9 protein-coding genes and 1 pseudogene are annotated in these 13,164 nt (G+C 34.8%); 6 read left to right on the top strand and 4 right to left on the bottom strand.

Features of this window, described 5'->3' with window-relative positions:
- Nucleotides 1-13: 13 nt before the first annotated feature.
- Together SKM54_RS10495 and SKM54_RS10500 are read right to left on the bottom strand one after the other, a co-directional pair.
- Nucleotides 14-3,607 carry an AAA family ATPase gene (locus SKM54_RS10495; protein ID WP_321095300.1) on the bottom strand — a complete coding sequence of 1,198 codons (3,594 nt, stop codon included), beginning with the start codon at nt 3,605-3,607 and terminating at the stop codon, nt 14-16.
- A 9-nt stretch (nt 3,608-3,616) separates the two neighbouring features.
- The gene (locus SKM54_RS10500; protein ID WP_248103114.1) at nt 3,617-4,870 is read right to left on the bottom strand and encodes an exonuclease SbcCD subunit D; all 1,254 of its coding nucleotides are present in this window, start codon (nt 4,868-4,870) and stop codon (nt 3,617-3,619) included.
- Nucleotides 4,871-5,111: 241 nt separating this feature from the next.
- Here SKM54_RS10500 and SKM54_RS10505 point away from each other — a divergent pair, with 241 nt between their 5' ends.
- From SKM54_RS10505 to SKM54_RS10520, 4 genes and pseudogenes are all read left to right on the top strand, one after another.
- Entirely contained in the window at nt 5,112-6,074 is a 963-nt protein-coding gene (locus SKM54_RS10505) for a GGDEF domain-containing protein (protein WP_321095318.1), read from the top strand.
- Nucleotides 6,075-6,364: 290 nt separating this feature from the next.
- Nucleotides 6,365-6,814, top strand: coding sequence for an ABZJ_00895 family protein (locus SKM54_RS10510; RefSeq protein WP_321090260.1), 450 nt, complete (start codon nt 6,365-6,367; stop codon nt 6,812-6,814).
- Between the two features lie 715 nt (nt 6,815-7,529).
- Nucleotides 7,530-8,189 carry a hypothetical protein gene (locus SKM54_RS10515; RefSeq protein ID WP_321095301.1) on the top strand — a complete coding sequence of 220 codons (660 nt, stop codon included), beginning with the start codon at nt 7,530-7,532 and terminating at the stop codon, nt 8,187-8,189.
- 228 nt (nt 8,190-8,417) lie between these two features.
- Nucleotides 8,418-8,912 (top strand): annotated as a pseudogene (locus SKM54_RS10520) (diguanylate cyclase domain-containing protein).
- Between the two features lie 33 nt (nt 8,913-8,945).
- Here the strand turns inward: SKM54_RS10520 and thiO are convergent.
- Both thiO and hemB read right to left on the bottom strand, forming a co-directional pair.
- Nucleotides 8,946-10,064 (bottom strand): glycine oxidase ThiO, encoded by a 1,119-nt coding sequence (gene thiO / locus SKM54_RS10525; RefSeq protein ID WP_321095302.1) that lies wholly within the window; start codon nt 10,062-10,064, stop codon nt 8,946-8,948.
- A 76-nt stretch (nt 10,065-10,140) separates the two neighbouring features.
- Nucleotides 10,141-11,154 carry a porphobilinogen synthase gene (hemB, locus tag SKM54_RS10530; protein ID WP_154773699.1) on the bottom strand — a complete coding sequence of 338 codons (1,014 nt, stop codon included), beginning with the start codon at nt 11,152-11,154 and terminating at the stop codon, nt 10,141-10,143.
- A 107-nt stretch (nt 11,155-11,261) separates the two neighbouring features.
- On the opposite strand from hemB, the gene SKM54_RS10535 reads away from it, so the two are divergent.
- Nucleotides 11,262-11,759, top strand: a complete 498-nt coding sequence (locus tag SKM54_RS10535) for a thioesterase family protein (protein WP_321095303.1) — start codon at nt 11,262-11,264, stop codon at nt 11,757-11,759.
- Between the two features lie 250 nt (nt 11,760-12,009).
- Nucleotides 12,010-13,161 (top strand): HlyD family efflux transporter periplasmic adaptor subunit, encoded by a 1,152-nt coding sequence (locus SKM54_RS10540; protein ID WP_321095304.1) that lies wholly within the window; start codon nt 12,010-12,012, stop codon nt 13,159-13,161.
- Nucleotides 13,162-13,164 lie beyond the last annotated feature (3 nt).

The following is a 13,164-nucleotide window of genomic DNA, read 5'->3' on the forward strand; positions in this document are numbered from 1 at the left end:
AAGCAGGCTTTTTTTATCCAACAACTTCAATTCGACTTGCACCCGCACCAACAGGTTGTACCTGAATTTGTACAGGAATACGCTCATGCATGTCTTGAATATGCGAAATAAGCACGACTTTACGACCTTGGCTTTGTAATTGATCTAGCGCATTCATTACCATATGAAGTGAAGAAGCATCGAGCGTTCCAAAACCTTCATCAATAAACAGAGATTCAATTTTCATTGAACCTGAAGCCATACTTGCAATAGCCAATGATAAGGCAAGCGCAGTTAAGAAAGACTCACCACCTGAAAGCGAAGATACAGAACGTGTTTCACCATCCATATCATGATCAACAATGGCAAGGCTTAAAGAATTATCTAAACGCTTTAAGGTATAGCGCTGTGACAGCATAGCCAATTGTTGGTTGGCATATTCAATTAAAATATCGAGGTTATATTGCTGTGCGTAATCGCGGAATTTTTTGCCAGTAGAATCGCCCATTAAACTCGAAATTTTATTCCAGCGATGTTCTTCGGTTTGAATTTGTTGAATTTTCTCAGCAAATTGTTTTTGTCTATTTATGTTTGCATAGTGAATATCTAACTTGCTTTTCAGTTGCTCACGCAGCTCTTGTTGCTCTGCTAATAATTTAAGATTAAGTGCAAGTGCATGCTCAATTTGTAAAATTTGTATTTCTGGTTGCGTTTTTAAATGCTCGGCTAGGGTTTGCTGAATGGCTTGAATCCCTGCTTGGGCATCTGCATAAGCACGTTCTATAGTTAAAACACGTTGCTTAAGATGCTGTTCTTGTTCATGTGAAATAGCACAGAGTTGCTCTAATAGAATTTCATTAAACGCTGAGTTTTTAATCATCCATTGTTGAATATTGTGTTCAACGTGTTGCTTTTGCGCTTGTAGCTGATCTTGTTGCGTTAGAAATTCTTTTAATGTGCTTTGCTTTGATTCAAAGGCATGGCGTACTTGATCGAACTTTTGTCGAGCTTCATTAAATTGACTTTGAAGTTGCTGTCTATTTTGATCAAATTGCGCTAACCATTCATGTGGTTTTTCCACATTTATTTGAGTCATTTCAAGAATTGCTTGAATTGCAATATCGCTATTTTGTTTTCCTTCAATCGTTAAATTTTCAATTTGCTTTTCAGCGGATTGAATTTTTTCAAAACTAAATTTTACGTTCTGTTCAGCTTGTTTGAGTTGTTGAGATGTTTGATTAAGCTGAGTATTGAGATCATTCAGTTGTTTTAATATCTGTTGACGTTGTTGTAAGCCTATTTGTATTTTTTCGGCTGTTGTTAAAGGAGATTGTTTCCATTCATTTTGTTCGGCTTCATTGAACAGTTCTAAAATTTGATGAATGTTATCTTCAGCTTGTTTCACTACCGATAACTGTTGCGTGGTTTGTTGGATAAACTGCACAATTTTTTGAGATTTATTCAGGGTTAATTCATGTGAATTTAATGCATCTTCAATCTGTTTTTGTGCTTGTTGCGATTCATTAATTTTTGTCTGAATCACTTGCATTAATGCTTCATGATTCTGTGAAAAATCAAAAGAAATATTTAGAGCATTCAATTGTTGTTCAAGCAAAATCTGAGCTTGTTGTAGCTGAGTCTGAATATTCGTAAGTTGTTTTGTATTCGCATCGAAAGCAGTTGTTTGCTGTGTATGCGTATTTTGCAGTTTTTGCCAATCATCAAAAGCAATTTTTTCTTTTTCATATTCTTGCTGCTCTTGTTGTTCTTGCAGTTTGAATAATTCATCTGAAAGTACATTTTGATTTTTTACATAAGGATGATGTGTGCTTCCACAGACTAAGCACTCTTCACCATCGACCAAATCAGCTCTTAATTTCTCAATATTTTCGGTATGAAGTAAGCGCTGTTGTTGTAAAACTTGCTGTAATTGTTCACGTGATTTTTTTTGAGTTTGATAAGTCGTTTCAGCAGTTATTAGTTGTACATGACTTTGTTCAACTTGTTGCTTTAATGTGTTTTGCAAAACGCTTAATTTATGATGTTCAGTATCAATATTTTGGAAGTTTTTATACTGATGTTGAACAAGACTAAGCTGATTTAACGTTCCTAATAACTGTTCTCGTTCTTTACGAAATGCCACAATTTTTTGTGTTAAGACATCATCTTTCCCAAACTGTTTGGTGAGTTGTTCTAGCTCATTTTGTTGTTGAATTATTTGTGAATTCGCGTGATTAACATCACCATAGTTGTTTTCAAATTGTGTATAGCTTTGAATAAAACGTTGCGTTTGCGTGATGTGAGCAGAAAGTGCATCATCCAAAGAATTAAAATGAGCCGATGTTGCTAATTGCGCCGTGCTTTGGGCAATATTTTGTTGTATTTGTTCAAGTTGTACTTTGATCAGATTTTCATGATTGACCAAAGGTAGCTGCTGATCTTGTAAAAATTTAAGCTCATCTTTTGTTTTTAGTAACTGTTCACCTAAAAGGCGACGCTCTGCAATACGAGCGCGAACAAGCTCAATTTTTTCTTGATGCTTAATTTCAAATTGATGTTGTTGAGTTTGTTCGGCATCAATTTTTTCAAAAGTAATTTTTTCAGAGTTGAATTGTTGTTCAACGGCATTGAACTGCTGTTGTGCTTGTGCCAATTGCGGTTGTAATTTAGCAATATCGGTATTTATATTCTTTTGTTGAATTACATTTGGGCGGATGGAAGCAAATTGCTCAAGTTGTTGTAATTGTAATTTTTGAGGCGCAAGTGCATCGAGTTGTTGCTTTTGAATTTCTAATTGTTGCTGGCGTGTTTGAACATCATTTTCGTATTTTTGCTTTTGTTCATACCATTGCTGATTTTTCTCAAGCGCAGATTTTTCCAGTTCTAACTTTTTGTATTCCGCAGAAACAGTATTGAATTGACTAGTTGTTGTTGTTAAATCTTCATCCGATAAAATTTCAATATCACCAAAACGAACTTGAAGAGCCTTCTTTTGCTGGGTGTAATCATCGGTTTTATAATAAGCAATTGAACCGATCGTAGAAAAAATTTTAGAATCAGTCAGATATTCAAGTAATGCACTGCGTTCTTTATCTTTTGCGTGTAGAAAAGCAGTTACTTCAGATTGAGCTAATAAAACAGCACGTGTAAATTGTTCAAACTTTAACTGTGTAATTTCCTGAATTTTTTCGTCGACAGAAGATGTTTTATCAGCAATAACCACTCCATCTGTTAAACATTTAAGCCATCGAGTGGCTTTTAATTTCCCGTCAATCTTATTGCGAGCACGTTTTACTTCCCAATATGCAGTGTATCTTTTATGGTCATTAGCAACAAAACAAAGTTCAGCAAAACCCTCAGATGTACCTCGACGTAAAACGGTTAAAGGTGAGTCAGTTTTTAAAGGTGTACCATCATTATCGATTACTTTTCCTTCGCTGCCTTTTAATCTAGGAATTTGATTAAATAGCGCCAAACACATCGCATCTAAAATGGTCGATTTTCCTGCACCTGTTTTACCTACAATAGCAATTAAACCTGCGCTAGCTAAAGGCTCGCTTTCAAAATCTATAAAATGCTCACCTGCTAAAGATGCCAAGTTTTTAATTCGAATAGATAAAATTTTCATGGCAATTCCTTAAACGCTCGCATCATCTTCAAGTGATTTTTGTGCTTCATCAACCAAACTTAAAAAATCTTTTAAAACAGATTCATCTGTGCTGTAGCCTTGTTTCTCCCAAATTTGTTGAAAGAGCTTTTCAGGTGTTGGCGGTTCTAAACTTATTTTATGGTTTAAATCATTATTATTTTGCTGATTTAAATATTTACGTGAAATTCGCACCAATCTATAACGATTTGATGGCATTGCATCTTCAAATTGTTGGCGTAAATTGGGTTGTGGTGGTGTATCTGTGTGATATTCGATATCGACATATTCACGTTGATTAATCGCTTCAATTTCTCCATCTGCAAGATTTCGAAGTTGTTCAAATACACTTTGTAATTCACCTGAAATTTTATGAAGTTGAACGCTACGTGGAATTGGCAAAGCTTGAAATTTAAATCGATCTTCAGTTTGTAAAGTAGGATCAATTTCCACTTCAACCACTTGGTGTTTGTAATTAATTTCACTAAATGAAAGCGGAATAGGCGAGCCACTATATCGAATATGTGCTTGTCCTACTTTTTGCGGTTTATGTAAATGTCCAAGTGCAACGTAGTCAATCACATCATCAAATAAAGATGTAGATAGAGCTTCTTCATTACCGATAATAATTGGGCGTTCTGAATCTGAAGTTTCTCCACCTTGCATATGCGCATGTGACATTAAAATTAGTGCTTGATTGGGCTGTTTACGTGCTTTAGCTTCTGCGATTAATTGTTGATGTAAATAGGCAATCGCATTTTGACTATTTGTGGTTTGGTCGTTAAAACCTGTAATTTCCGCAGAGCGTAAAAAGGGGAGTGTTAAGCACCAAGCAACAATGTCTTTTTGTTCGTTATAAATAGGCTGTAATAAATGATCTATATTGAGTGATTTATCTTTATTCCAATCAATAACACCCACAGCCTTTGCATTATATTTTTCTAATAAAGGCTCGACTTGTTCAATGCGATAGCCAGAGTCGTGATTACCCGCAATCATTAAAGTTTGCATGTTTGGGGCAATGTCGTGCGCATCTGCTAAAAATTGGTAAAGTTGTTTTTGCGCTGCAGATGCAGGGTTAATGACATCGAAAATGTCGCCTGCAATAAGTAAGGCATGTGGCTGTTTTTCTTTTATTTGTTCTAATAGCCAGTTTAGAAATTGGGTATGTTCATATTCACGATCATGATTGTGGAAAAATTGTCCTAAATGCCAATCAGATGTATGAAAAAAACGAACTGCCATGTATTAGAACCTTAATATTTTTATGCGCATGTTAACTATAAAACAGCTGATTTAAAAAACTAACATAAAAACCAAAATACAACGACATATTTTGTCGTGAATCATTCTTAGATTAAAAATAGAAAAAAGCTGAAAGGTAATTCAATACGCTAAAAAAAGCGTATGCTTAGTGAGCGAGATTTATTTTTATATCCAAAAATTGGATTGGGGAGCAATGGATTTTCCATTGAGAGGTACAGCTATGTCTAAATCACCATTTTCAGAGCAACAGCTTACAGATAATCTTATCTACAAAACCTTAGTTGAGTCGACATTAGCAATACCGTGGAGTATTGAATGGGATACAAAGACCTTTAGCTATATTGGCCCACAAATTGAAAAATTATTAGGATGGTCTCAAGGCTCTTGGAAAACCGTTGGTGATTGGGCTGATCGCATGCATGAAACGGATAGAGAGTGGGTGGTTAATTATTGTGTCCAACAATCACTTGAGGGGATAGACCATGAAGCTGATTATCGTGCGCTGACAGCAACAGACGAATATGTATGGATACGAGACGTTGTTCATGTTGTGCGTAAGCCAGATGGAACTGTAGAGCGTTTAGTTGGTTTTATGTTTGATATTTCTGAACGGAAAAGACAGGAACAAGAATTAGAAGATTTAAAGAAAAAATTAGAAGAATATTCATATCAAGATAACTTAACAGGTATCGCAAATAGGCGTTTATTTGAGCATTTATTCGAGCGCGAATGGTTGAGTGCGATAAAAGAAAAATCATTATTTTCAATGATTTTATTAGATATAGATTATTTCAAAGCATATAACGATAATTATGGACATATTCAGGGTGATATCGCTTTAAGACAAGTTGCTCAAATTCTAAAAAACTCATTGCATCGCCCACGAGATGTAGTTGCTCGTTTTGGTGGAGAGGAGTTTGCTATTATCTTGCCAAATACAAATGAGACGGATGCTATGAATATCGCAAAGCTCATAAAACACAATATTGAAATGGCTCAAATTGAACACATAAAATCGGAAGTTGTGCCTTATTTATCGGTTTCTATGGGGGTGAAATCAACACTCGTGCATGAAGCAGATGAGAAAGTACAGTTTTTACGAGATGTAGATAAAGCCTTGTATCAGAGTAAACGTAGTGGTCGAAATCAATATTCAAACGTAAATTATGAGATGAAATGTTAAAAAATAAGATGTAAAAAATAAAGACCGACGATTCGAGTGATGGATGAATCGTCGGTCAAAGAAATCTGCTCAGAACAAGAATTTTGGCTACTAATCAAAATTAATGCTTAAGCAAGCTTATTGCTCTAGGTTTAAGGTCACCGAAATATTGTGGATGCCGGTACAAATTTACGGTTGTTGCTGACCTTGCTCTTTATATAACGATATAAATATACGTATGGTTGACACAAACATGAAAAAAAACTCAATTTTTTTTATACTAGGATTTTAAAGTTGTATTGGTCATCTCAATGGTCGCTTTAACACGTTATTTTTTTTGGTTTTTTGCTATTGTTTTAGTCTGTTCTTTTATTTGTGGCGTGCTTGCTGCAATTATGCCTACAGGCATGGGGGCAATTTTAACAATCATACCGTATTTAATTGCTATGATTTGGGTGTTATTTAAATTTTTAAAACAACAACGTCGCGCACCCACACAAGCAGAGCGCCAAAAATTTACCTTAGGTTTTAGTGCAATTTATTGGTTATATAACGTTTGTTTTTTAATTTTAGGTGTTGTGCTTGCAACGCGGTCAAATCCGAATGCATGGCAAGATTTAATGTTGTATTTACAAAATACGCAATTTTTACTCATCACTTTCATTATGTTTTTACTTATTGCAATTCCTCTGTATTTACTTACGTATTGGTTTTATGGAAAACAAGCAGAGCGTATGGCTGCAAAAATGTTTGATGCCTAACATTCTTAATTATTCAGCAATCTTTTATGTGGAATGGAATACTTCTTTGTAATAATGAGATTGCTGTATGAAAACCTTAGTTCTCATTACAGCTATTTCAGGACTTATTGCTTCTAAGTGAACTAAGTATTTATAAAAAAGATTATCATTTTTTTAATTTAACACGATAAAAATAAAGTGCCCAATTATCATTAATATTTAAATTAAAGTGAATACTTTTAGGTGTGCAGTTAGTTTTATGGCAACAATTATTTTGAATAGTTGGTGGTAATTTGTACAAGAAAATCTGCTTTATAAAATATTTTACATGTCAAAAAATAAATCAAAAAACCTTTTAAGACATTACTTTACTTAATTTTAAAAAGTATTTATTTGCTTTTCATCGTTTGATTATGCAGTGGGTACTAAAACAGTAATTTCAACTCATATTGTGACTAGGCAGTGTATTACGTCAAAAGCCTTACAGTGTGTATGTTTTGAGTTTAAATATCATGTTTTGAGATTATTGCTAAAAATTATTAATGGAAAAGCAATCTAATAATATAGATAATCATATATTGTTTAATTTTGATAAATTCTCTTTATAGCTCAGTGAGTTATTTTTAAATGAATTTTTTTAGAAATTAAATGGTAGAAAAGTGTATTAAAAGTAAGTTGATTAAAAATTACTTTTATATGCATTCAAAGCTTTAAATTAGAAAATGGGTAATGCTTAATGGTATTTGTAAAAAAATATGCGAAAGTACTGAATAAAAGAAATATTTCAATATTAGTTTTTGTTCTGTGCTGCATATTTGGTGTGCTTATTTGTTCGAAAATAAAGCATGCAGAAACTGAAGCAAACATAGCGCATGCGAATCAAATTGCGAATACCTATGCAAGTTCAATAGAGGAAACAATACACCATTCTTTGTCTTCGACTAATGCGCTTGCTGTAATGGTACATCAGAACAAAGGCATAGTTGCTAATTTTAGTAAACTCGCTAAATATATGTTGCCTATGTATAACGGTGCTTATGCATTATCAATTGCACCTGATGGAATTATGCAACAAATTGAACCACCCTTACAAAATAAGGGTGTAGAAAATCATGATTTCTTTGAAGGTAAGGACAGAGTAAAAGAAATACAAAATATTAAGGAAGGTGATCTTCAGTTTTTAGGACCATTTAAATTGATTCAAGGTCCTCAAGGGGCTGTTGGAAGGCTTCCTGTATTTTTGCAAAAGGAAGATGGTACTCGTTATTTTTGGGGATATACCGTTGTTACTTTACAACTGCCAAATGCAATTGAAGATGTACAACTAAATAATTTGGTTCAAAATGGTTATGCCTATGAATTGTCGGGTATTAATCCATTTACTAAACAAAAATAAGTTATAGATGCCTCAAAAGAACCTTTAACAGAAAACGTTATTTCAGTTCCAATTCAGTTACATGGCGCAGATTGGTCTTTAAAAGTATCTTCATTACATATGCCAACAAGTTTACTTAAAATAGTTTCAATATTTTTAGTTATTATTTTAGTGGCAGGTCTAGTTACTTGGTTGACATATTTAGTGCTCACCATGTCTAAGCAACGTGAACAATTAAACTCAATCACGATGTTTGATCCTTTAACAAACCTACCAAATAGACGTTTGCTCAATATTAAACTTGAAGATTTTATTCGAGATAAAGAAGCTTCAGATTATATTGTTGTGTGTTATCTCGATTTAGATGGATTTAAATATGTGAATGATGCATTTGGACATGAAATTGGGGATGAGCTTTTAAAAGTTATTTCTAAAAAGCTTCTCTAAACAATTAAAAAGCATGACTTTATCTCCAGAGTTGGTGGCGATGAATTTGTGATTGTTTTAAATCAATTGCAATCACTTGAGCAATTAGACAAAATTTTAAAAAGAATTGTAGATGTTGTTCGAGAGCAAGTTGTTATTTCGGACAATGTTATCAATATCTCTGTAAGTTTGGGTGCTGCAATTTATAAAATACATGGTGATGAGCCTGAGAACTTATTACGTATTGCAGATCAGACAATGTATCAAGCGAAAAAAAGTGGCAAAAATAGGTATTACATTGCCCAAGAAAATGCATAAATTGAGTATGCATTTTCTTATTCATCTTATTTTTTAATAGGCTAAAGCCATTTGAGTTAGATGCTGAGGACTATATGGTTTAGCATCTTCAATGGTTGTTTGATTGAGCATAAGTTGTCTGAGTAAGCGAGCCGAAGCAGCGCCCATGCATAAACCATTTCTAAAATGACCGAAGTTCGCCCATAAATTATTTAGCTCAGGCATTTTCCCAATATACGGAATACCATTTGGTGAGCTTGGTCTTAAACCTGCCCATTCATGCACAATAGGGAAGTTGGCAAGTTCAGGTACCATATCAAAGCAAGCATCTAAAATATTATGTTTTACGGCTTCATTCGGTGTGATATTAAAGCCAACATTACGCATGCTTGAACCACATACAATATGACCATCATTGCGTGGAATAAGATACATCACTTTATTCATACACATGGTTGGCAACCAATTTTCAGGTGTTTTAAATAGCACCATTTGTCCTTGAATTGGCGCTACAGGAATATCTAAATTGAGTTGTTCAGCCCAATGTTTTGACCATGCACCTGTTGCAAGTACATATTCATCTGCAAAATACTTTTGACCAAAGTCATCTGTAATGGATGAAATTTTATTATTTTGAATGTTCAGTTTTTTAATAGGGCAGTGTTCATGAAATTGAACTTTAGGATGCTGTTTTAAATAGGCTGTAATTGACTGTAAAACACGTGGATTTCGTACATTGGCAATCTGTGGAAAGTATATGCCATGTTGATATTTAGAGTGAATATGCGGATTCACTTGCTCAAGCTGTTCTTGTTGTAAATATTCTGCTTGTTGCATAGGTTCATGATGCTGTTTTGCGTAATTTAGACCAACTTCAAAATCGTCTTCATCTAAAATAAGCATGCCAGTTTCATGAATTTGAAAGTCTATACCTGTTTGTGGTGCTAACTTTTCATTCCATGCTTGGTAAAGTGGTTTGGCGTGTTTAGCAAGCGCATTTACAGCAGAATCATAACGCCAAGGGTACATGGGAGAAAGAATACCGCCACCTGCCCATGAAGCTGCTTTTGCTGCTTGTTGTTGATCGAAAATAGTGACAGAACATCCTTGCTCAACCAATTCTAAAGCAGTCATTAAACCGCTAATTCCTGCACCTATGATGGCGATATGCATCAGGTTTGAATCCTTTAATCCTTAAAAGTGAGAGATAAAAAAGCCCTCATATAGAGGGAGGGCTTTTTAATGAAACTTATTTCATTTCTTTTAACATCATTGCAGCTTCTTCTGCAAAGTAAGTCCAAATACCATCTGCACCCGCACGACGGCAAGACATTAAAGATTCAATAATTACGCTATTAGATAACCAACCATTTTGAATTGCACCTGCGAGCATTGCGTATTCGCCACTTACTTGATACACAAAAGTTGGTACACCAAAAGTATCTTTTACTTCACGTACAATATCTAAGTAAGGCATACCTGGTTTTACAATTACCATATCTGCACCTTCTTGAATATCGAGTGCAATTTCATGCAAAGCTTCAGCACGGTTGCCAATATCCATTTGGTAATTGTATTTGTTACCGCCTTTTAGGTTGCTAGATGAACCTACAGCATCACGGAATGGACCATAAAAGCTAGATGCATATTTCGCAGAATACGCCATGATATTTGTATAAATATGACCATTGGCTTCTAAAGCTTGACGAATTGCGCCAATACGACCATCCATCATGTCACTTGGTGCAACAACATCTGCACCCGCTTCAGCATGACTTAATGCTTGTTTAATTAAGCATTCAATTGTTTCATCATTTAACACATAGCCTGTGTCATCAATAATGCCGTCTTGACCATGTGTTGTATATGGATCGAGTGCACCATCTGTAATGAGCACCATTTCTGGTAATTCTTTTTTCAATAAACGTACAGTTTGTTGAACTAAACCATCTTCACGCCACGCTGCTTCAGCGGTTAAACTTTTGTCTTCTTGTGGTGTAACAGGAAATAGCGCAAGTTTAGATACGCCAAGTTCTAATAATTTTTCAGATTTTTTTAGCAATAAATCAGCAGATAAACGCTGAACATTTGGCATGCTTGGAATATCTTGAGTTTGGTTTTGACCCGGCAAAACAAATACAGGATAAATGAGATGATCTGCGGTTAAATGGGTTTCTCGAACCATTGAGCGCAATTGGTCATTTTTACGAATGCGACGCATACGAGTAGCTGGAAATGCAGGACGATTGAACGTATAAGTCATAACAATCTCATTGATCAGTATTAAACTTCGTCTATTGTAGTCTCTTAAATGAGGTTGTGCGCGATACATCTTATTTTTTTATTTAATTTTAGTAATTTGAGTAAACGATGAAAGAAACGGAAAAAAGTTGGACAGGAAATATTGAAGCAGATGAAAATTTAGACATTAATGTTGTTCTAGATCAGTTGTGTCAGGCTTTTAATGGTTCACCGTTTTATAAATTTTGTGGCATGACCATGCGTGTTGTCGATGGTGAAATTGAAGCCCATGTTGAAATGCAAAAAGACTTAATTGGTAATGTTGCTTTTCAAATTTTACATGGCGGTGTAGCAGCGACTATTTTAGATAGTATTGGTGGTATTACGGCTATGGGGGAGCTTTATAAAAAAGCACCCTCCGATGAATTTGCTGAAACGGGTAAAAAAGTATCTCGCTTAGCAACAGTCGATATGCGTGTAGATTATTTGGCACCAGGTCGTGGGCAGTATTTTACGGCTCGTGCGGAAACCTTACGTTTAGGTCGTAAAGGTTGCACCATGCGAATGACTTTAATTAATGATGAAAATAAGCCAATCGCAACAGCAATTGCTTCTTATGCTTATTAATTTAAAGTTTAAATACTCAAAAATATAAAAATCATACATTTTGTATGATTTTGAAAAATATAATGAAATTAAGAAAAATCAAGAATGAATTATATTTCTACACTCAAAATATAATTCATTCTTATATAAAATATGATGATTAAAAAAATTAAGACTTTCTCATCGACACCTCAGCGAGGACATAAAAGTCCATTCCTTGTTTAACAAGGGGATGCCTGATGACCAAGTTTATTGAACTTAGGAATAATCGATGACAGATGCTCAAGCTACGTTGCCAGAAACACCAAATTCAAATGAAGCAACAGATCAGCAATTAAAAGCGAAACGAAAAAAAGCGCTGAGTTTGGTTGCAATCCTTTTATTCATTGCTTTGGTTTTATTTTTAATTTGGAAATTTGTATTTAATAATACTGTTACGACAGATAATGCTTATGTGGGTGCTGAAACGGCATCTATTACATCTATGGTGACAGGACAAGTTGCGGAAGTATTTACAAGTGATACCAAACAAGTCAAAAAAGGCGATTTGTTGGTTCAAATAGATCCGCGCGATGCTGAAATTGCAGTGGCTCAAGCTCAAGCAGAATTACTTAAAGCACAACGTCAATTCAAACAAACACAAGCAAATAGTAGCTCTTTAAGCTCACAAATTTATGTGAGTAGCGATGCAATTCAAAGTGCTGCTGCACAAGTGGCTAAAGCAAAAGCAGATTTGGCTAAAGCGCAGGATGATTATAATCGCCGTGTGCAATTAAGTAGTTCTGGTGCTATTTCTAAAGAAGAATTAAGTACATCTAAAGCATCTGTGAACACAGCAAAAGCAGCATTTGATGTTGCTCAAGCAGGTTTGGCACAAGCAAAGTCGAGCCAAAAAGCAGCGCAAAGTAATTTAGAAGCAAATGAAGCATTAATTCGTGGCGCAAATGAACAAAGCACACCAGATGTTTTGGTTGCACAAGCAAAATTAAAACAAGCATTACTTGATTTAGAACGTACACAAATTAAAGCACCCTTAGATGGTGTAGTCACACGTCGTAATATTCAAGTTGGACAGAGAGTTTCGCCAGGAACAACTTTAATGATGATTGTTCCTGAAAATCAGTTATATGTAGATGCAAACTTTAAAGAAAGCCAATTAGAAAAAGTACGTGCAGGTCAAAAGGTCACTTTAACTTCAGATTTATATGGCAATTCTGTTGAATACACAGGAACAATTGTTGGTTTCTCTGGCGGGACCGGTGCAGCCTTTGCTCTTATTCCTGCACAAAATGCGACAGGAAACTGGATTAAAGTGGTTCAGCGTTTACCTGTTCGTATTCAGTTAGATTCTAAAGAATTAGCAAAACATCCACTTCGTGTTGGCTTGTCGATGGAAGCTAAAGTCGATTTGAAGTCGAAGTAATCG

Source organism: Acinetobacter faecalis (assembly GCF_034187745.1).
GTDB classification, from domain to species: Bacteria; Pseudomonadota; Gammaproteobacteria; order Pseudomonadales; family Moraxellaceae; genus Acinetobacter; species Acinetobacter faecalis.